Genomic DNA, 17,796 nt, shown 5'->3' with positions numbered 1-17,796 from the left:
CAACGCGGCGCCAGACCGTAGCTATTTCGCAGCGGCGGATGTATCGTTTCGCCCATGGAAAATTTCGGCGAAGACCTTGAGACGCTGAAGCGCGTCCCGCTGTCCGATGCGCATGTCGCGATGATCTGCGATATCGGCACGGAAGTGACCTATGCACGCGGGGACATGGTGGCAAAGGTCGGCGATGTGCTGGACCGCTTCGTCTATGTCGTCGAAGGTGAGATCGAGGTTGTCGATCCCTATTCGGGCGAACGCATGATCGACGCCTCGCTCGGTCCGACGCAGTTCATGGGCGAGCTTTCCTTCCTCAATGCGGGTGCGATCTTCCTGCCGATGCGCGCGGCGAAGGAAACGCGCACGATCGAGGTGCCGCGCCTGGAAATGCTGGAGTTGATGGGCCGCGTGCCCGAATTGTCGGATCACGTCATTACGGTGTTCGCCGCGCGCAGGCGCCGCCAGTTCGAGGCCCGCAACAGTTCGATCAAGATCATCGGCGCCGACCGCGACAGTGCCGTACGCAATGTCGAGCAATTCCTGTCACGCAACCGCATCCCCTTCCAGAGCTTCGATCTGGACGGGTCGGACGAGGAAACCGTGGGCGTTTGCAATCTGGCGGGACACGAACCGTCGGTCATCTTTGCCAAGGACGAGATTTTGGACGATCCGACGCCGCGCAAGATCGCGCAGCGCCTCAATCTCGATCTCGATGTGTGCCGGGAGACGCTTTACGACATCCTGATCGTGGGCGGCGGGCCTGCCGGCGTTGCGGCTGCCGTGTATGCCGGAAGCGAAGGGCTTTGCGCGCTCGTCATCGAAGACACCGCGATCGGCGGGCAGGCAGGCACGTCGAGCCGGATCGAGAACTTCATGGGCTTTCCCACCGGGATCAGCGGCACGGACCTCGTCTATCGCGGACAGATACAGGCGCTGAAATTCGGCACGCGCTTTGCCATGCCGCGCCGGGTCGAGGGGCTCGAGCGCCGGGCGGACGGCACGTTCTGCGCGTCCCTCGACGATGGGGACATCGTCTGCGCGAAGGCCGTGCTGGTCAGCACCGGCGTCCAGTACCGCCGGCTGCCCCTGGACAGGCTCGAGGAACTGGAAGGTGGCGGCGTCTTCTATGCCGCGACCGAGATGGAGGCCCGGTTCTGCCGCAATACGGAAGCCGTGGTGGTCGGGGGCGGCAATTCGGCGGGGCAAGCAGCGATGCATCTCAGCCGTACGGCCAAGCACTTGCACATCGTCGTGCGCGGCGACTCCCTTGCCGCGTCGATGTCGAGCTATCTCAGCCAGCGGCTGGAGGCGGACCCCAGGATCACGATTCATTACAATACCGAAGTCACCGCCTTGCGCGGCGACGACTGGCTGGAAGGCGTCACTCTCAGCGGGCCCGATGGAGACCGGGACATGGAGACGTCCGCTCTTTTCATCATGATCGGGGCGGCACCCAACACACAGTGGCTGAGCGAGCTGGCCGAGGTAGACGAGCGCGGTTTCGTCCAGACCGGCGAAAATGCCGGGCGTTCTTCGCAGTATGAGACGTCCTGCGACGGTATCTATGCCGTTGGCGACGTGCGCGCGGGGTCCGTCAAGCGGGTCGCCAGTGCCGTTGGCGAAGGGTCGGTCGTGATTTCGGAAATCTGGAACTATCTCGCGCGGCGCGAGCAGGAAGAGGCCGAGGCGAACCCGCCCCCGCCGGAAAAAAGCGCTGCCTAGCGGCGTGCAAGATTCCCGATAATCGAACCGAGTATTCCGCCGAGCGCCCCGCCACCGGCTCCGCCGCCGAGGCTACCGCCGACACCGCCGGTGCCGGTTGCACCGGTAGCCTGCTTTGCCATGTAACCGCCCACGGCCATTGCGAGGATCGGCAGCATCTTTTTCAGGACCCCTTCGTCGATCCCGGTCATGCTGGCGACTTCGCCGGCGACCGAACGGCTCACATCCTTGTTGCCGAAGATCGTGCCGAGGATGTCGTTGCCGTTCCGCGTCGGCGTCGGCTCCTTGCCGAGAACAGCGTCCAGCATACCGCCTCCGCCGCCGCCGAGGATGGCGCCTGCCAACCCGCCAAGACCGGACGACCCGGCGGAGGTTCGCCCCATACCGGCCACGATGGCCGGAAGAAGCGCACCTGCGCCGACTCGCGCGGTCTGTTCATCGATACCCAGTTCGCCCGCCATGCTGTCGATGACGCCCGATTGCTGAAGGATCTGTGCAAGGCTCATGCCGTCTCTCCCCGAAAAGTGAATGTCGGGGTTGGAAACGGGCGGATGCCTATTTCTTTCCGAAGAACTTGCCGGCCATCCCAGCGATGTCATTGAGCGGATTGCCGTCGCCATCCCGGTCCAGCATCCCGAGGATGCCGCTGGCAGCGGGGTTGTCTTTCAAAGTGTCGGCATACTGGCCGAGCGATCCCTCGCCGCCGATCTGCTCCACGATATTGCTGAGCGTGTCCTGGTCGAGGCCGGTCTTGGCCGCGGCGCCTTCGACCGTGTCGCCTTCCTCGCCATGCGCCTGCCCGAGCGCAGCGATGGCCTTTTCCGCCATGGCGGGGTCGATGCCCAGTTTTTCGGCCATGTTGGCGACGTCGGCATGCTGGCCCATCTGACCCATGATCGTATCGAAAATTCCCACCTTATCCTCCTTCGGTTCAAGCGACCCGGTCCGCAATCTAGAGCCGACGGCCGATTGCACAAGAAAAAGGCCCCGCCGGTGCTCGAACACCGGCGGGGCCTTCCCTCTCCAACTGTAAAGCCGGTGTCAGGCGGCGGCAGGCGCAGCCTTGCGAACGCCTTCGTCGACATGAGCGGCGAAGGGTTCGAAATTGTCCACGAACAGTTGCACCAGCTTCTGCGCGGTGCGGTCGTATTCTTCCGGATCGGACCAGGTCGAACGCGGGTCGAGGATGCCGTCATCGACGCCTTCCACGCTGACCGGCACGTCGAAGCCGAAATTGGGGTCCTTGCGGAACTCGGCATCGTTCAGGCTGCCGTCGAGCGCGGCGTTCAGCAGCGCACGGGTCGCCTTGATCGGCATGCGGTTGCCGGTGCCGTACTTGCCGCCCGTCCAGCCGGTATTGACCAGCCAGCACTGCGCGCCGCCATCGGCGATGCGCTTCTTCAGGAGGTTGCCGTAGACGCTCGGGTGACGCGGCATGAAGGGTGCGCCGAAGCAGGTGCTGAACGTCGCCTCCGGCTCGGTCACGCCGATTTCGGTCCCGGCGACCTTCGCGGTGTAGCCCGACAGGAAGTGGTACATTGCCTGGTCGGGCGTCAGCCGCGCGATCGGGGGCAGCACGCCGAACGCATCGGCCGTCAGCATGATGACGTTGCTGGGCGGCGGGCCCATATTGTCTTCGCTGGTATTGGGGATGCTGCTGAGCGGATAGGCGCCGCGCGTGTTTTCGGCCAGCGAGTTGTCGTCGAGGTCGATCTCGCCGTTTTCGTCCATCACCACATTTTCGAGCACCGTGCCCTCCATCTGCGTGGTGGCGTAGATTTCCGGCTCGGCCTCGGGATCGAGGCGGATCATCTTGGCGTAGCAGCCGCCTTCGAAATTGAAGACAGCGGTGTCGGACCAGCCATGCTCGTCATCGCCGATCAGCGTGCGGCTGGCATCCGCCGACAGGGTCGTCTTGCCGGTACCGGAAAGGCCGAAGAACACGGCCGTCTTGCCGTCGGGTCCGATATTGGCCGAACAATGCATCGGCATCACGCCCTTGGGCGGCAGCAGGTAGTTGAGGATGCCGAAGACGCTCTTCTTCATTTCGCCGGCATATTGCGTGCCGCCGATCAGGACGAGCTTCTCTTCCAGGTTGACCGCGATCACCGTTTCGCTGCGCGTCCCGTGACGCTCCGGATCGGCCTTGAAATCGGGCAGGTCGATGATCGTGTATTCCGGCACGAAGCCGTCCAGCTCCGCCTCGGTCGGGCGGCAAAGCAGCGTGCGGATGAACTGGTTGTGCCAAGCGAACTGGTTGATCACCCGCACCTTCACCCGGTGTTCCGGCTGCGAACCGCCGAACAGGTCGGCGACATAGAGCGTGTCGCGCTTCGCCACGGCGTCCATGAAATCGGCCTTCAGCGCGGCAAAATGCTCGGGCTGCATGGAGGCGTTGTTGTCCCACCACACCGTGTCTTCCGTCTCGCCGTTGCGGACGATGAACTTGTCCTTCGCGCTGCGGCCGGTGTGCTTGCCCGTTTCGACGACCAGCGGGCCGTTCTTCGCACGCTTGCCCTCGCCATTGTCGAGTGCGGCCTGCGTCAGTTCTTCCGACGTCAGGTTGGCATGGATGGTGGCATCGGTCGCGATGCCCTGGTCGGCGAGTGAATGGGAAAGCGGCACGCTCACGCTCGAAGTCTCCTGAACCTGAAGGTGGCCGGATTGACGCCCGGACCATGGCTGCGCCTGCCGGTGTGCATAGGTATGCGCGGGCGCTTTGGAAAGCGCATAGGGACAGGAAGCTGCGAGGTCAAACGCGGCGCGCAAACTTCGCGCCGGGAAGATGCGGTGATGCGTTGTCTTGGCGGCGGCCAGTCGCTACTTCCTTGATCATGGCAAACGAGCAGGACCTCCCCGAAACCATCGGCGGACATTCGAACGGTGCGAACGGCATGACCGGCGCGGAACCGACGGGTCCGGAAACGAGGGGGCCGGCCGGCGGCCGCGTCATCGCGCTGGTCGACGATGATCGCAATATCCTGACCACCGTGTCTATCGCCCTGCAATCGGAAGGCTACGCGACCCGCGTCTATTCCGACGGAGAAAACGCGCTCAAGGCCCTGCTCGAGAACCCGCCAGACCTCGCCGTGTTCGATATCAAGATGCCGCGCATGGACGGGATGGAATTGCTGCGCCGCCTGCGCGAACATTCGCGCCTGCCAGTCATCTTCCTGACCAGCAAGGACGACGAGCGGGACGAGGAAGCGGGCCTGCAAATGGGCGCGGACGATTACATCGCAAAGCCGTTCAGCCTGCGCCTCCTGCTTGCCCGTATCCGCGTCATCCTGCGCCGGAGCGGGGCGACCGACGGTCCGCTGGCAGACACGCCGGAAGAAACCCCGCAGACGCGCGAGACGATACAGCGCGGCCGCCTGACGATGGATCCGGCGCGCCATCACGTGACATGGGACGGCCAGCCCGTTTCCCTGACCGTGACCGAGTTCCTGATCCTTATGGCGCTGGCCGTGCGGCCCGGCGTCATAAAGAGCCGCAACCAGTTGATGGATGCCGCCTATCCGGACGACATCTTCGTCGACGACCGGACGGTGGACAGCCACATCAAGCGGATGCGGCGCAAATTCCGCAAGGTCGATGCGGAATTCTCCGCGATCGAAACGCTTTACGGCGCAGGCTACAGCTTCGCCGATGGGTAGCCTCGTCCATGGCTGAGACGGCGCCCGTTCAGTCTTCCTTGAAATCGCGGCTCCCGGTCGATCCGTCCCGCGCCCTCGACCGGATGAGCCTGTTCGACCGCGTGTCGCTGACCGCGCGAATCCTGGCGGTCAACATCCTGCCGCTTGCCCTGCTGGGCGGGGGAATCTTCTATCTCGATTCGTATCGCGCCCAGCTGTTGGACGAACGGTACAAGCTGGCGCGAATAGAGGCGCAGATCACCGCAGAGGCCCTGGCGGGCGCCACGCGGGAAAGGCAGGAAGCGCTGCTGATCCAGATCGGCAAGGAACAGGACATGCGCCTGCGAATGTTCGATTCGGAAGGCTTGCTGTGGGCCGACAGTTTCGAGCTGGACGAACCGCGCTTCACGCTGGACGATCCGGCGGACGACGAATTCGGACTGCGCTTCGCCCGCTGGCTCGACCGGATGGTGGACACCGTGGTCAGCGCGGAGCCGGTCCCCGACTATATCGAGCCCGAAGCCACAACGGCGGAACCCTGGCCCGAGCTCGTTCGCGCCCGGGAACAGGGTGTCAGCCAGATCGTGCTGCGCGACGCGCCGGACGGAACGCCGGTCATCACCGCCGCGGCTCCCCTTGGCCTGAACGGAGCGACCCTGCTGACGACCCGCAATGCCATCGACATCACCGAATCGGTGCGCGCCGCCCGCTCCACGCTCGGCATCGGGGTTGCCCTCACCCTGCTGGCCTCGATCCTGCTGTCGCTGTTCCTTGCCCGGACCATCGTGAAGCCGCTCCAGACTTTGTCGCGCGCGGCCAGCAGGGTCCGCCTCGGGCGCGAGCGCGACGTGGAAGTCCCGCGCCTGCCAGAGCGGCGCGACGAGATCGGCCTGCTTGCCCGCTCCGTTTCCGATATGACCGAGGCGCTTCGCCAGCGTATCGACGCGACCGAGCATTTCGCCGCCGATGTGGCGCACGAGATCAAGAACCCCCTCGCTTCCCTGCGCAGCGCGGTCGATTCGCTGACCACGGTGCAGGATGCGGAATTGCGGGGCCAGCTTCTCGACATTGCGAGCCACGATGTTCGCCGCATAGATCGCCTGGTGACGGAAATTTCCGACGCCAGCCGCGTCGATGCCGAGATCTCGCGCGCCGTGTTCGAAACCTTCGATTTGGCCGAACTGGCAGAGAACATCATAGTCACCCGCGAGGACCGCGAACTCAATCGCGGCCACGAGATCATCCTGACCAAGCCGGCCAGCCCCAGCTTCGTTCGCGGGGTTCCGATCCGGATGGAACGCGTCGTGGAAAACCTGCTCGACAACGCGGTGTCTTTCTCCCCTCCCGGCGGAGTGATCGAGGTTACACTCTCCCACGTGGACGATTGCATCGCCTTGACCGTGGCCGACCAGGGCCCCGGTATCCCTGCCACCGAGCGCGAGAAGGTGTTCCGGCGCTTCCACTCCGTGCGGCCGGACGAAGAGGATTTCGGGAATCACAGCGGTCTTGGCCTGGCGATCGGACGCACCATTACAGAGGCCCATGGCGGTTCGCTGGAGGTGAGCGACCGTGAGGATGGTCAGCAGGGCGCATGCCTGACCATCTTCCTCCCCGAAGCGCCAACCGGCGACGCGAGACGATAATGCAGGGGTGCATCCCTTGCTAATGCAGGCAAGCGCCGTGGCCATCGGGCAGCGTGCGGTCGTGATCACGGGGAAACCGGGCAGCGGAAAATCCTCGCTCGCCTTCGCCCTGATCGACCGCGGCGCAACATTGATCGGCGACGATGGTGTAGCGCTGCGCCTCGAAGCGGATGCACTGCTTGCTTCTCCCCCGCCCAATATCGAGGGCTTGCTGGAGTTGCGCGGAGTGGGCCTGCTTACCTTTCCCGTCACACAGGCCCCGGTCTCCCTGCTGGTGGAACTGGGCACGGAAGGCGAACGGCACCCCGAGACATTGCCCCGGCGGGAGATGCTGGGCGTAGCCATCCCGGTCATGCAGCTTGGGCAAACCGACTGGACGTCGGCCTTGCGGATCGAGCAGGCGCTCGCGATGCACGGACTTGCATAGGCGGTTCCGTATGCCAGTGGTCGAACGGGGGCGCTGGTCGATTGCCCCTTCCCCTCGGCCCGCAAATACGCGAACGCCCCAGACCTGATGGCAGACGAGTCGCCCTCTTTCCCCGCGCAAGGACCGCAGCGCGTCCTGCTGGTCACCGGCATGTCCGGAGCCGGGAAGACCACGGCACTCAACGTGCTGGAAGATCTCGGCTGGGAAGCCATCGACAACTTTCCCGTCCGCCTGCTCGACCGGTTGGTGAGCGAGGCGGACGACGGGGCCGACCATCCCCCGCTCGCCATCGGGTTCGATTCGCGAACGCGCGGCTTCGTGCCTGCCGACATCATCGCGCAGGTCAAACGCCTGGCCGAACGCAGCGATCTCGATATCGCGACCCTGTTCATCGATTGCGCAAGCGGCGAGCTGGAGCGCCGCTATAACGAGACGCGTCGTCGGCATCCCATGGCGCAGGGGCGTTCCGCGCGCGACGGCATCCTGTCGGAACGCGAACTGCTCGCCCCGCTCAGGCGCTGGGCCGACGTCCTGATCGACACGACCGATCTTGCGACCAACGAACTGCAGCAGACCGTGCGCGAACGCTTCGAAGGTTCGACCCCGCAATCGCTCCATGTAACGGTCAGCAGCTTCGGATTTTCCAAGGGGATGCCGCCCCTTGCAGACCTGGTCTTCGACATGCGGTTCCTCGACAATCCGCATTGGGAAGCGGACCTGCGCGAACAGACGGGTCTCGACCGGCCGGTGGCGGATTACATCGCCGCGCAGCCTGCCTTCGCGGAAAGTTTCGCCCGCATAAGCGACCTCGTGCTGGACCTGTTGCCGCGATACGAGGCGCAAGGGCGCGCCTATCTGCACATTGCCTTCGGCTGCACCGGCGGGCGGCATCGCAGTGTCTATACCGCCCAGACGATGGCGCAGGTCTTGCGCGAGGCGGGTTTTTCGCCCACGGTCATCCACCGGAACATGCAGTCGCGCGCCGCGGATCAGGTGGAACAGGCGCCGGGCTGACAGCATCGCATCTTCCGTTGCAGACCGGCCGCAATACGAGTGAATCGCACGTCCCCATGATCGGACTTATCCTGGTAACCCATGGCCACTTGGCCGAGCAGTTCGTGGAAGCGATGGAACACGTCGTAGGTCCGCAGGACGCGGTGGAGACGATCTGCATCGGTCCCGACGACGATGTGGAGCAGCGGCGGCAGGAAATCGCCGACGCCATCGGCCGGGTCGATACCGGCAGCGGCGCGATCGTGCTGACCGACCTGTTCGGCGGCACACCGTCGAACCTTGCCATTTCGCTGCTCGACACGGGCCGCGTGGAAGTGATCGCGGGCATCAACCTGCCCATGCTGATCCGCCTTGCCGGTGCGCGCAAGGCGATGACCGTGAAGGAGGCCTGCGTCGCGGCGCAGGAGGCTGGCCGCAATTACATCACGGTGGCGAGCGAATTTCTCGGCCACGACGAGGCTCCGCCTTCCAAGAAAGCGTCATGAGCGAAGCGAATGCTCCCCTCCGGCGGCAGGTCGTCATCGTCAACCAGCGCGGCCTTCATGCGCGCGCAAGTGCGAAGCTGGTCGGCGTGGTGGCAGAGCTGCCGGACGGCGTCGATGTCCGCGTGGCCAAGGACGGGAACGAGGCATCGGGCGGCTCGATACTCGGCCTGATGATGCTGGGCGCGGCGAAGGGCGACACGATCGAAGTCGTCGTCGCGGGCGATAGTGCCGAGACCGTGCTGGAGCAGGTGTGCCTGCTGGTCGAAGACGGCTTCGGCGAGGAATAGTCCGTGCCCGCCCCTGCCGAGCGCCGCCAGATCACCGGCTTCTCGAACCCCACCGTAAAATTCATCCGGTCGCTGCGCGAGAAGAAGCATCGAAGGCGCGAGGGCAAGCTGCTGGCCGAGGGGCTGCGGCTGCTGACCGATGCGCGCGAGGCGGGTCACGTTCCGGAAATGCTGGTCCTTTCCACCCAGCGCGATCCGCATCCCCTGCTGGCGGACCTCGAAGCGTCTGTCGCGGCGGCAGGCGGCGAGGTGATCGAGACCACGCCCGACATCCTGTCCAAGATTACCGGCAAGTCCAATCCGCAAGGCGTCGCGGGCGTGCTGGCCGAGTGGGATACGTCGCTGAACGCGATTGACCGCACCTCCGCCGATATCTGGCTGGTGGCGCAGGCGCTGCGCGACCCGGGCAATCTCGGCACCATGCTGCGGACGGGCGATGCCATCGGCGCAGGCGGACTGATCCTGATCGACGACTGCGCCGATCCCTTCAGCGTGGAGGCCGTGCGCGCCAGCATGGGCGCGGTGTTCACTCAGGGACTGGTGCAGGCGCGGTGGGAAGATTTCCTTCCCTGGTTGCGTGCGGGCGAAGGCCAGCTGGTCGCGGCATCCCTGCGCGATGCCGTGCCCTATCGCGGGGCCCCCTATGCGTCGCCGTGCTTCGTCATGGTCGGCAACGAATCGCAGGGCCTGCCGGAGCCTTACGAGGCGGAATGCGACCTGCGGGTGACGATGCCGATGAAAGGCCGCGCAGACAGCCTGAATGCAGCGGTCGCGGCGGCCGTGCTGGGATACGAGGTGCTGGACTCGCTGGAACGCGGATGAAGTTGACGAAGTTGACAGGGCCGCGGCGACGATATTCCTGAAAAATCATTATATCTTGGACAGTTAGTCCCGTTTGCGAAGTTGACACTTCCTGCGCGGACAAAAGAAAAGTCGCGGTCCTGCAGGCTGGCGATGAGAAAGAGCAGGCCATCCGCCCTATCGATCGCGCGTCCTGTAGGACACCGAAATCGGCCCTTGAACCACGAACGACTTATTCGGCGGTTCCGTTTCGCAGAGACCCACGGTGCCCACGCAGCACCGGCCGCCACACGTCGCCGACCCATGCCGGACCCAAATCAAACCCGTTTGCACTGTCGACCAGCAAAGATGCTGTGCGGCGGGGAGGATCCGCTGCTGTTTGGTCCGAGGGCTTTACCGCAAGGCGAAGGATGGAAGCCGCGCGATAGTTTGTCCCGCCGCCCCCCCCCCCCCCGATCCTTGAAGCAGAACTTCAACCCTAAATTGTTTTTGACCAAGTGGAGCCACTGGCGCCGGCCGTCTTTTCAATCGCAATCGATGACTGCGCTCATGCCAACTGGCTCATCGAACGCATTTGGACCGACAATACGCCGATACCCCCATCGACCGGTTTGTACGGGGAGCAATACGCATAGCCTTGGACTGCCGGGGCTAACGCCAGCGATCCCCATCAGTTGAGGTGAGGCTGGCACTTGAAACTCACGACTGTCCTTGCTCAATTCCGCCTCGAGATAATCCGGCAGCCAAGCCCATCGGGTATAATGGACGCCCACCACGACCGACTTGGTCATTTTGGTCGGCGTCTCGACCCCGATGGAAGCCGTTCCGAGGATTACCGTCCGCATAAGCAACGTCCCGCAGAAGATAGATAATACGGGCAGGACGAAGAATCCGAGACTTTTGCGCACGCCGATAGCCTCATCGGTCTCGCTAATCATTCCCGCAGCACACCAGAAACCAACCAAATATCCAACTACAGCACTTAGGATCGTCAAAGGCCAAGGGATGCGGTCACCCAACTCCGAACCCTGGAAAAAAACGATCGCGAGGACCAAACCGAAAAAGCCAAGGAATATAGCAGCAGCAATCTTTGGAGGCGGCGAAGGGAACCGACCGTCAATCCAGTGCGAGGTTTGGCTATTTTCCATAGTGGAGCGTTACCCCAGAGCCGGATACCACTCCAGTCCGCTACTCCGCGGTTTCCTTGCCATCGTCGACCAGCAGGTCCTCGCCCGTGTAACGCGGCGCGGCTTCTACCTTTGGCACTTCCTCTATCTCGCGCTTACCGATCTCAATCCCCTTGTCCGCAAGCCGACGCCCTGACGAGAGCACGTTGCGTTCGAAGCTGCCGACGAATTTGTTGTAATTGTTAACGGCGGTTTCCAACCCGCCGCCCACGCGTTTCAAGTGCTCGGCGGCGACGGCAAGGCGGTCGTAAAGCTCGGCCCCGGCCTTGCCGATTTCGATCGCTTCGCGCGCAATCGTGTCCTGCCGCCAGACCTGCGCGACGGTGCGCGCGATGGCGACGAGGTTGGTCGGCGTTGCCAGCAGCACGCGGCGTTCGAAGGCGAAGTCCCAAAGCGTCGGATCTTGCTCCAGAGCAGCGGCCACGAAATGCTCGCCCGGCACGAACATCACGACATAATCGGGGGCCTCGTCGAATTGCGACTGGTAGCTTTTCGCACCCAGTTGCTGGACGTGGTTCTTCATCGAGCGGACATGGTCGGCTAATGCGGCATCGCGCGCCGCATCGTCATCCGCCTCGAAGGCCTGCTGGTAGGCGTTGAGCGAGACCTTGGCGTCGATTACCAGCACCTTGCCGCCGGGAATGCGGACGATGGCGTCGGGCCGCAGGCGGCCTTCCTCCGTGTCCAGCGAATGCTCCAGCTCGAAATCGGTATGCTGCGCGAGCCCGACCTGTTCGAGCAGATTCTTCAATTGCTGCTCTCCCCAGCGTCCGCGGGCCTTGGGCGCGTTGGTCAGCGAATTGCCCAGCCGCTGCGCCTCGCGCCGGACCTCCTCCTGCCCCAGCCGCATCTGCTCGATCTGGCTGCGCAGCGAACCGAACGCATCGATCCGCTGTTTCTCCAGCGACCCGACATGCTCCTCGTATTTCTTCAACCGCTCGCCCACTGGTTCGAGAAGCGCCTTGATCTTCTCCTCGGACGATTTCTCCGAATGACCCAGCCGTTCGGCTGCGCGTTCGAGGAAGGCTTCCTGCGCCTTGCCCAGCACCGCATTGCCGGTGTTCTGGAATTCCTTGAGCATGTCCTCGCGCGCCTCGCGCATCAACTTCATCTGCTCGTCGAAATTGGCAGCATTTGCCTTCAGCGTCGCGAGTTCCGAACGCAGCTCCTCGCGCTCGCTGCGCGCCGTGTCGAGCTGCTCCGCCAGCGCATCGGCCCGCGCCGCGCGGTCGCTCATGGTGGCGAGTTCGGGCGCCATCACCGACAGCTTGCCCGACAGGTCCTTCGCTTCCGCATCCCGCTCGGCATGCCGGGCCTGCCAGTCCTTCACTGGGCGCGAACCGAAAATCCAGCCGAGCAGCCCGCCAAGGGCAAGCGCGGTAAAGGCGATGAGGATTGCAGTCGTTTCCATGCGCTGGAACATAGCTGGAACGGATACGACCGCCAAGCGCATTCGCGGAACATTCCCCGGCCCCGTTCGCTCAAGCTTGCAAAGGAGATAAACGAATGTCGATCAAGGAAATGATCCAGGACCATCCCGCCGTAGGCGCAGACTATACCGAGGCGCTGGGCGAAGCGGTGAAGCATGCCATGTATGGCGCGGCCATCATGAACTCCTGCGCCGACGCCTGCCTCGCAGAAGACAATGCGTCCGAACGCGCGGAATGCATCCGCCGCTGCCTCGACGCGTCGGATGCGTGCACCGCGTTCTATCGCATGGGCAGCCGCCGCACCGGCGGGAACGTGAAGGCGATCAAGGCGCAGGGCGCAGCCACCATCGTTGCGGTCGAACAGTGTCACGAGCTCTGCAAGATGCACGACGACGCGCATTGCAAGCGCTGCACGACAATGTGCGAAGAAGTGATCGCCGACGTGCAGAAGGCGCTCAAGGAAATGGATAGCTCCGACAGCTGAGGCTGTTCTCAGGCTACAAACAAAAAGCCCCGCCGGTGAGCGGGGCTTTTTCGTTCCGGGCTACGGACTGCCTTCAAACTCGGCGCAAAGTTCGGTCGGCGACTAGTCGACCGCAAGGGCGACTGCCCGCCCGCAGGTGCTCGATCCGGAACGGGTCGAAACCGCACCGAGGACGCTCGCGCGGAGGCGCGAGCGCAAGACAATCACGCCGCCTTGCGCAGCTTGTCCAGTTTCTTGAGCGCCATCTGCCGTTTGAGGCGGCTGAGGTGGTCGATGAACAGGATACCCTCGAGGTGGTCCATCTCGTGCTGGATGCAGGTGGCGAGCAGGCCGTCGAGTTTCTCGGTATGCTCCTTGCCCTCCAAATCCTGGTACCGGACGGTGCAGGTCTTGGGCCGGTCGACATCGGCATAGATTTCGGGGACCGAGAGGCAGCCTTCCTGATAGGTGCCCAGTTCCTCGTCGGGATCGAGGATGACCGGGTTCACGAAGACCCGCGGGTCCTTCTTGACCGGGTAATGCTTGTGCGCGCCCTGCCCGTCACCATGGTCGTGGCCGCATTCCTCCGGCTCTGCATCCATGTCGGGTTCCTGCAGGTCGATCACCAACACGCGCTTGGGCACGCCCACCTGGATGGCGGCGAGGCCGATTCCGGGCGCATCGTACATCGTTTCGAACATGTCATCGACCAGCGTTTTGAGCTCGTCGTTGAACTCGTCCGGTTCGACATTGGTAGAGACGGTCTTGAGCCGCGGGTCGGGAACTTCGAGAATTTCACGGATAGCCATGGACGGGAAATACGATGCGCATATGGATTCTTCAAGCAGCGCTTGCCCTCGCCCTTGCATTTTCGGCGGCGAGCGAGGGGCAGGCGCAGGGCGGGGAAGCCGCGCAGGATAGCGGGGACGAGCCGGCAAAGGCCTATGTCGTCTCCGAGATCGCGCCTCACGATACGGAGCGCTACACCGCCTATTTGCGGCAGGTGCTGCCCCTGATGGAAACCCATGGCGGACGGGTGCTCGTGAGCCCCTTCTCTCCCGCACGCGTAATCGAGGGACGCGCGCTCGAGGGCAATTTCGCCGTTCTGGAATTCCCGTCTGTGGAAGCGCGCAATGCCTTCTGGAATTCGCCGGAATACCAGGCGATCAAGCCGCTGCGGCAGGGCGCGGCGACGTCGCGTATCATTCACACGGACTGACAGCGCGTCAGCCTGATTTCAGGGTCAGACCGGGCGCCTTGCTCGCAAGGCCTGGGCCAGCGTGCCCTCGTCGAGATAATCGAGTTCCCCGCCGACCGGCAGGCCGTGGGCAAGCTGCGTCACGCGGACGGGGAAATCCTCCAGCCGCTCGGCCAGGTAATGCGCCGTCGTCTGCCCTTCCAGCGTGGCGTTCATGGCGAGCACGATCTCGTCCACCCCGCCCGCCTCCACCCGCGCCATCAGCGTGTCGATGGCGAGATCTTCGGGCCGCACCCCGTCCAGCGCCGACAGCTTGCCGCCCAGCACGTGATAGGTCCCGGTGAACAGCCGCGCGCGGTCCAGCGCCCACAGGTCGGACACGTCCTCCACCACGCAGATCGCCTTCGCATCGCGGCGCGGATCGGCGCAGATGCCGCACGGGGCCTGCGTGTCGACATTGCCGCAGACCGGGCATTCGACCAGTGTTTCGCGCACTGCAGCCAGCGCGTCCTGCAATTGGGGCAGCGCCTTGTCCCGGTTCTTCACCAGCCACAGGACGGCGCGGCGCGCACTGCGCGGGCCGAGGCCGGGCAGACGGGCCAGCGCGCTGCTGAGGGTTTCGATCTCTTGCGATGCCATGGGGTGACAGATAGGGGCGTGGCTTCGCAACAGGAAGGTCTGGCCCGGGATTATGCGCCGCATATGAAAATCGTCTTCATGGGAACGCCCGATTTCGCGGTGCCGACACTGCGCGCCCTGCATCATGCCGCGCACGAGATCGTGTGCGTCTACACCCAGCCGCCACGCCCTGCCGGCAGGGGCAAGAAGCTGCAGCCCTCGCCCGTGCAGAAAGAAGCGGAGGTGCTGGGCATCGAGGTGCGCTCGCCCACATCGCTCAAATTGGCGGAGGAGCAAGAACGCTTTGCCGCGCTGGAGGCCGATGTCGCGGTGGTCGCCGCCTATGGCCTGATCCTGCCCCGCGCGATCCTGGATGCGCCTGCGCATGGCTGTCTCAACGTCCATGCCTCGATCCTGCCGCGCTGGCGCGGGGCGGCGCCGATCCACCGCGCGATCATGGCGGGCGATCCGGTGACCGGCATCACGATCATGCAGATGGAAGCGGGGCTGGATACAGGACCGATGCTGGCAACGGTCCGCACGCCGATAGAGGACAAGACGACCGGCGAACTGACCGAGGAACTGGCGGAGCTGGGCGGGCAGTTGATGGTCGGAACCTTGCGCGAACTCGCCAATCACCGCCCGCTGGTGCAGGACGAGGACGAGGCGACCTACGCGCCCAAGATCGACAAGGCGGAAGCGCGGATCGACTGGTCGCGCCCGGCGGAGGAACTGGTGCGGCACGTGCACGGCCTCTCCCCCTTCCCCGGCGCGTGGTTCGAACTGGACGGCGAGCGGGTCAAGGTCCTGCGCGCCGAACTGGCCGAGGGTAGCGGACAGGCCGGCGAAGTGCTGGACGACCGGCTCGCCATCGCCTGCGAAACGGGAGCGCTACGCCCCGTCCGCCTGCAACGGGCCGGGAAACCGGCCATGCCGCTGGACGAATTCCTGCGCGGAAACGCGGTGGCCGCAGGCGAAGTGCTCGCTTGACCCGGTTCGCCTTCACCATCGAATTCGACGGCACGCCCTTTGCCGGGCTGCAGCGGCAGAAGGACGCGCCCACGGTCCAGCAGGCGGTCGAGGACGCGCTCTTTCGCATCACCGGAGAGACGGCGCTGCTGTTCAGCGCAGGCCGCACCGATGCAGGCGTCCATGCGCTCGCCATGCGCAGCCATGCCGACATCGACAAGGACATGACGCCGTTCCGCCTGATGGAGGCGCTGAACGCGCATCTTCGGCCCGATCCCGTGGCCGTCACCGCCTGCGAGATCGTGCCGGAAGACTGGCATGCACGCTTTTCCTGCTCGGGCCGGGCCTATGAATACCGCATCGCCAATCGCCGCGCGCCGCTGACGCTGGAGAAGGACCGGGCATGGCAGGTCGCGCCGCAGCTTGATGCCGAGGCGATGCATCGCAGCGCGCAGGCGCTCGTCGGCGTGCACGACTTCACCACTTTCCGCTCCGCCCATTGCCAGGCCGACAGCCCCGTGCGTTCGATCGACCGGATTAGCGTCCGGCGCGAAGGGTCCCACGTCGTAACCGAGGTCGAGGCACGCAGCTTCCTCCACCACCAGGTCCGGTCGATCGTCGGATGCCTGGCACTGGTCGGCATGGGACGCTGGCGGGAAGAGCAGGTCGCGCTTGCACTGGAAGCGCGCGACCGTCAGGAGCTTGGCTTGAATGCCCCTGCGCACGGGCTGTATTTCGTGCGTGCAACTTATCCATGAAGAGAGGAACCCCCCGAATGACGACCACCGGCAAACAGCTTTTCACGACGCTGACCGAAGACGGCAAGCTGACGCTCGAAATCGCGCAGAGCGAATTCGCCGATCCCACCGGCAACCAGGTCCTGGTGAAAATGGAAGCGGCGCCGATCAATCCCAGCGACCTTGCCATCCTGACCGGCGCGGCCGATTTCGAGAACGCCGAATATTCGCCGGGAAAGGTTGTCGCGACGATGCCGGAACCGTTCAATTCGGGCCAGAAATCGCGCCACGGCCAGCGCCTGCCCGCGGGTAACGAAGGCGCAGGCACCGTTGTCGCCACTGGCGACAGCGACGCGGCGAAGGCACTGATGGGCCAGCGGGTCGCCTGCGTCCCGGGCACGGCTTTCAGCCAGTACGCCATCGCCGATGCCAATATGTGCCTGCCGCTGGGCGATCACAGCGCAGAGGACGGCGCCTCCAGCTTCGTGAACCCGATGACCGCGCTGGGCTTCGTCGAGAATGCGAAGATGGACGGCGCAAAGGCGATCCTGCACACGGTCGGCGCATCGAACCTGGGCCAGATGCTGAACCGCATCTGCCTCGAAGACGGCATGGGCCTCGTCAATATCGTGCGCAAGGCCGACCAGGCAGAGCTGCTGAAATCGCAGGGCGCGACCCATGTGGTAAACTCGTCCGACGACGATTTCATGGACCAGCTGAAATCCGCCATCGACGATACGGATGCCTTCTATGGCTTCGATCCCATCGGCGGCGGCAAGATGGTCGATCACTGCTTCAAGGCGATGGAGCAGGTCGCCGTCGGCAAGATGACCGAATATTCGCGCTACGGTTCCAACCAGCAGAAGCGGATGTTCATCTATGGCCGTCTCGATTTCGGGCCGACGACGCTGACGCCGTCCTATGGGTTCGGCTGGACGCTGTCGGGCTGGCTGCTGACGCCGTTCCTTCAGTCGGCCGGCATGGAAACGGTCGGCCGGATGCGCAAACGCGTACTCGACAACCTGACGACCACCTTTGCCAGCAGCTACAAGGAGAAGGTGGACCTGGAAGGCATGCTGACGAAGGACGCCATCCTCGACTACAAGCAGATGAAGACGGGCGAGAAATACCTCGTCACGCCGAATTCCTGATTTCGGGGGCGCGCTCGCATCGGCGGGCGCGCCAA

The 17,796-nt window shown here is 64.3% G+C and carries 20 protein-coding genes; 13 read left to right on the top strand and 7 right to left on the bottom strand.

The window, feature by feature from the left end; translation table 11 throughout:
• The first annotated feature begins 54 nt into the window (after positions 1 to 54).
• Complete coding sequence (locus ACGHJ7_RS05225) at positions 55 to 1,716, top strand: FAD-dependent oxidoreductase (protein WP_390475084.1); 1,662 nt, start codon at positions 55 to 57, stop codon at positions 1,714 to 1,716.
• Here ACGHJ7_RS05225 and ACGHJ7_RS05220 read toward each other — a convergent pair.
• The 3 genes from ACGHJ7_RS05220 to ACGHJ7_RS05210 all read right to left on the bottom strand — a co-directional run bounded on the left by ACGHJ7_RS05220 (position 1,713) and on the right by ACGHJ7_RS05210 (position 4,347).
• Positions 1,713 to 2,222 (bottom strand): DUF937 domain-containing protein, encoded by a 510-nt coding sequence (locus ACGHJ7_RS05220; protein ID WP_390475083.1) that lies wholly within the window; start codon positions 2,220 to 2,222, stop codon positions 1,713 to 1,715. The genes ACGHJ7_RS05225 and ACGHJ7_RS05220 overlap by 4 nt on opposite strands.
• Before the next feature lie 49 nt (positions 2,223 to 2,271).
• Positions 2,272 to 2,631: a hypothetical protein gene (locus ACGHJ7_RS05215; RefSeq protein ID WP_390475082.1), complete on the bottom strand. Its 360-nt coding sequence runs from the start codon at positions 2,629 to 2,631 to the stop codon at positions 2,272 to 2,274.
• A gap of 126 nt (positions 2,632 to 2,757) precedes the next feature.
• A complete protein-coding gene (locus ACGHJ7_RS05210; RefSeq protein WP_390475081.1) occupies positions 2,758 to 4,347 on the bottom strand; it encodes a phosphoenolpyruvate carboxykinase in 1,590 nt (529 codons plus the stop codon).
• Positions 4,348 to 4,610: 263 nt separating this feature from the next.
• On the opposite strand from ACGHJ7_RS05210, the gene ACGHJ7_RS05205 reads away from it, so the two are divergent.
• The 7 genes from ACGHJ7_RS05205 (at position 4,611) to ACGHJ7_RS05175 (ending at position 10,029) form a co-directional block, all read left to right on the top strand.
• Positions 4,611 to 5,372: a response regulator transcription factor gene (locus tag ACGHJ7_RS05205; RefSeq protein ID WP_390475204.1), complete on the top strand. Its 762-nt coding sequence runs from the start codon at positions 4,611 to 4,613 to the stop codon at positions 5,370 to 5,372.
• 83 nt (positions 5,373 to 5,455) lie between these two features.
• Positions 5,456 to 6,994 (top strand): ATP-binding protein, encoded by a 1,539-nt coding sequence (locus tag ACGHJ7_RS05200; protein ID WP_390475202.1) that lies wholly within the window; start codon positions 5,456 to 5,458, stop codon positions 6,992 to 6,994.
• 37 nt (positions 6,995 to 7,031) lie between these two features.
• Entirely contained in the window at positions 7,032 to 7,421 is a 390-nt protein-coding gene (locus ACGHJ7_RS05195; protein WP_390475079.1) for an HPr kinase/phosphorylase, read from the top strand.
• A gap of 87 nt (positions 7,422 to 7,508) precedes the next feature.
• Complete coding sequence (rapZ, locus tag ACGHJ7_RS05190) at positions 7,509 to 8,435, top strand: RNase adapter RapZ (protein ID WP_390475077.1); 927 nt, start codon at positions 7,509 to 7,511, stop codon at positions 8,433 to 8,435.
• 56 nt (positions 8,436 to 8,491) lie between these two features.
• Complete coding sequence (locus ACGHJ7_RS05185) at positions 8,492 to 8,920, top strand: PTS sugar transporter subunit IIA (RefSeq protein ID WP_390475075.1); 429 nt, start codon at positions 8,492 to 8,494, stop codon at positions 8,918 to 8,920.
• On the top strand, positions 8,917 to 9,207 hold the full coding sequence (locus tag ACGHJ7_RS05180; RefSeq protein ID WP_390475073.1) for an HPr family phosphocarrier protein: 291 nt from the start codon (positions 8,917 to 8,919) through the stop codon (positions 9,205 to 9,207). Before ACGHJ7_RS05185 ends, ACGHJ7_RS05180 begins: the two co-directional genes overlap by 4 nt.
• 3 nt (positions 9,208 to 9,210) lie before the next feature.
• Complete coding sequence (locus ACGHJ7_RS05175; RefSeq protein ID WP_390475071.1) at positions 9,211 to 10,029, top strand: TrmH family RNA methyltransferase; 819 nt, start codon at positions 9,211 to 9,213, stop codon at positions 10,027 to 10,029.
• Between the two features lie 503 nt (positions 10,030 to 10,532).
• On the opposite strand, the gene ACGHJ7_RS05170 is transcribed toward ACGHJ7_RS05175, so the two are convergent.
• Complete coding sequence (locus ACGHJ7_RS05170) at positions 10,533 to 11,156, bottom strand: hypothetical protein (RefSeq protein WP_390475070.1); 624 nt, start codon at positions 11,154 to 11,156, stop codon at positions 10,533 to 10,535.
• 40 nt (positions 11,157 to 11,196) lie between these two features.
• On the bottom strand, positions 11,197 to 12,606 hold the full coding sequence (gene rmuC, locus ACGHJ7_RS05165; RefSeq protein WP_390475068.1) for a DNA recombination protein RmuC: 1,410 nt from the start codon (positions 12,604 to 12,606) through the stop codon (positions 11,197 to 11,199).
• Positions 12,607 to 12,701: 95 nt separating this feature from the next.
• Between rmuC and ACGHJ7_RS05160 the strand changes: the two genes are divergently transcribed.
• Positions 12,702 to 13,109 carry a four-helix bundle copper-binding protein gene (locus ACGHJ7_RS05160; RefSeq protein ID WP_390475066.1) on the top strand — a complete coding sequence of 136 codons (408 nt, stop codon included), beginning with the start codon at positions 12,702 to 12,704 and terminating at the stop codon, positions 13,107 to 13,109.
• Between the two features lie 203 nt (positions 13,110 to 13,312).
• Here the strand turns inward: ACGHJ7_RS05160 and def are convergent, their stop codons facing one another.
• Entirely contained in the window at positions 13,313 to 13,897 is a 585-nt protein-coding gene (def, locus tag ACGHJ7_RS05155; protein WP_390475064.1) for a peptide deformylase, read from the bottom strand.
• A 14-nt stretch (positions 13,898 to 13,911) separates the two neighbouring features.
• Here def and ACGHJ7_RS05150 point away from each other — a divergent pair, with 14 nt between their 5' ends.
• On the top strand, positions 13,912 to 14,307 hold the full coding sequence (locus ACGHJ7_RS05150; protein WP_390475063.1) for a DUF1330 domain-containing protein: 396 nt from the start codon (positions 13,912 to 13,914) through the stop codon (positions 14,305 to 14,307).
• 24 nt (positions 14,308 to 14,331) lie between these two features.
• On the opposite strand, the gene recR is transcribed toward ACGHJ7_RS05150, so the two are convergent.
• Positions 14,332 to 14,925 (bottom strand): recombination mediator RecR, encoded by a 594-nt coding sequence (gene recR / locus ACGHJ7_RS05145; protein WP_390475062.1) that lies wholly within the window; start codon positions 14,923 to 14,925, stop codon positions 14,332 to 14,334.
• A 63-nt stretch (positions 14,926 to 14,988) separates the two neighbouring features.
• Between recR and fmt the strand changes: the two genes are divergently transcribed.
• The 3 genes from fmt to ACGHJ7_RS05130 are packed head-to-tail and all read left to right on the top strand — an operon-like array spanning position 14,989 to position 17,761.
• On the top strand, positions 14,989 to 15,894 hold the full coding sequence (gene fmt / locus ACGHJ7_RS05140; protein ID WP_390475200.1) for a methionyl-tRNA formyltransferase: 906 nt from the start codon (positions 14,989 to 14,991) through the stop codon (positions 15,892 to 15,894).
• On the top strand, positions 15,891 to 16,631 hold the full coding sequence (gene truA / locus ACGHJ7_RS05135) for a tRNA pseudouridine(38-40) synthase TruA (RefSeq protein WP_390475060.1): 741 nt from the start codon (positions 15,891 to 15,893) through the stop codon (positions 16,629 to 16,631). Before fmt ends, truA begins: the two co-directional genes overlap by 4 nt.
• A gap of 17 nt (positions 16,632 to 16,648) precedes the next feature.
• On the top strand, positions 16,649 to 17,761 hold the full coding sequence (locus tag ACGHJ7_RS05130; protein ID WP_390475058.1) for a zinc-binding dehydrogenase: 1,113 nt from the start codon (positions 16,649 to 16,651) through the stop codon (positions 17,759 to 17,761).
• The last annotated feature ends 35 nt before the right edge of the window (positions 17,762 to 17,796 follow it).

This window comes from Altererythrobacter sp. MTPC7 (genome assembly GCF_042851395.1).
Classification (GTDB): Bacteria; Pseudomonadota; Alphaproteobacteria; order Sphingomonadales; family Sphingomonadaceae; genus CAJXSN01.
Note: the sequence above shows the minus strand (reverse complement) of the source record. Positions and strands in the feature narration are given on the sequence as shown.

What these genes read in the sequence shown, in the direction of transcription:
- ACGHJ7_RS05220 (WP_390475083.1), bottom strand. Translation starts at nt 2,222, where the DNA reads ATGAGCCTTGCACAGATCCTTCAGCAATCGGGCGTCATCGACAGCATG.
- ACGHJ7_RS05170 (WP_390475070.1), bottom strand. Translation starts at nt 11,156, where the DNA reads ATGGAAAATAGCCAAACCTCGCACTGGATTGACGGTCGGTTCCCTTCG.
- recR (WP_390475062.1), bottom strand. Translation starts at nt 14,925, where the DNA reads ATGGCATCGCAAGAGATCGAAACCCTCAGCAGCGCGCTGGCCCGTCTG.
- ACGHJ7_RS05225 (WP_390475084.1), top strand. Translation starts at nt 55, where the DNA reads ATGGAAAATTTCGGCGAAGACCTTGAGACGCTGAAGCGCGTCCCGCTG.
- ACGHJ7_RS05130 (WP_390475058.1), top strand. Translation starts at nt 16,649, where the DNA reads ATGACGACCACCGGCAAACAGCTTTTCACGACGCTGACCGAAGACGGC.
- ACGHJ7_RS05200 (WP_390475202.1), top strand. Translation starts at nt 5,456, where the DNA reads ATGAGCCTGTTCGACCGCGTGTCGCTGACCGCGCGAATCCTGGCGGTC.
- ACGHJ7_RS05205 (WP_390475204.1), top strand. Translation starts at nt 4,611, where the DNA reads ATGACCGGCGCGGAACCGACGGGTCCGGAAACGAGGGGGCCGGCCGGC.
- rmuC (WP_390475068.1), bottom strand. Translation starts at nt 12,606, where the DNA reads ATGGAAACGACTGCAATCCTCATCGCCTTTACCGCGCTTGCCCTTGGC.
- ACGHJ7_RS05150 (WP_390475063.1), top strand. Translation starts at nt 13,912, where the DNA reads ATGCGCATATGGATTCTTCAAGCAGCGCTTGCCCTCGCCCTTGCATTT.
- ACGHJ7_RS05160 (WP_390475066.1), top strand. Translation starts at nt 12,702, where the DNA reads ATGTCGATCAAGGAAATGATCCAGGACCATCCCGCCGTAGGCGCAGAC.
- fmt (WP_390475200.1), top strand. Translation starts at nt 14,989, where the DNA reads ATGAAAATCGTCTTCATGGGAACGCCCGATTTCGCGGTGCCGACACTG.
- ACGHJ7_RS05185 (WP_390475075.1), top strand. Translation starts at nt 8,492, where the DNA reads ATGATCGGACTTATCCTGGTAACCCATGGCCACTTGGCCGAGCAGTTC.
- def (WP_390475064.1), bottom strand. Translation starts at nt 13,897, where the DNA reads ATGGCTATCCGTGAAATTCTCGAAGTTCCCGACCCGCGGCTCAAGACC.
- ACGHJ7_RS05180 (WP_390475073.1), top strand. Translation starts at nt 8,917, where the DNA reads ATGAGCGAAGCGAATGCTCCCCTCCGGCGGCAGGTCGTCATCGTCAAC.
- rapZ (WP_390475077.1), top strand. Translation starts at nt 7,509, where the DNA reads ATGGCAGACGAGTCGCCCTCTTTCCCCGCGCAAGGACCGCAGCGCGTC.